Annotated in this window: 1 protein-coding gene; it reads right to left on the bottom strand. The window is 66.0% G+C overall.

The window, feature by feature from the left end; all coding sequences use genetic code 11:
• The coding region (locus K7G61_RS36005; protein ID WP_225851364.1) for a polyketide synthase at nucleotides 1-605 on the bottom strand (605 nt) is incomplete at both ends.

The raw sequence follows: 605 nt of genomic DNA, 5'->3' as shown, positions 1-605 counted from the left end.
CCACCCCCACCCGGCCACTCCACCGCCCGCGTCAACAACTCCACCGCACCCGCCGACCAATCCACATGCGGCGACGGCACATCCACATGCAACGACCGCGGCACCACCCCAAACCGCATCGCCATCACCATCTTGATCACACCAGCAACACCCGACGCCGCCTGCGTATGACCAATATTCGACTTCACCGACCCCAACAACAACGGACGACCAACCGGACGCCCCTGACCGTACGTCGCGATCAACGCCTGCGCCTCGATCGGATCACCCAACGCCGTACCCGTCCCATGCGCCTCCACCACATCGACCTCACCCGCCGACACCCCCGCATTCACCAACGCCTGCCGGATCACCCGCTGCTGCGAAGGACCATTCGGCGCCGTCAACCCATTACTCGCACCGTCCTGATTCACCGCAGAACCCCGCACCACCGCCAACACCCGACGACCCGCGGCCCGCGCATCCGACAACCGCTCCACCAACAACACACCCACACCCTCACCCCACGCCGTACCATCCGCCCCACCCGCAAACGCCTTGCACCGACCATCAGCAGCCAACCCCCGCTGCCGACTGAACTCCACAAACGCCCCCGGCGTCGACAT

The organism is Streptomyces sp. HPF1205, from assembly GCF_020400825.1.
In the GTDB taxonomy this organism is placed as follows: Bacteria; Actinomycetota; Actinomycetes; order Streptomycetales; family Streptomycetaceae; genus Actinacidiphila.
This window is presented reverse-complemented; position numbering and strand designations above follow the sequence as displayed.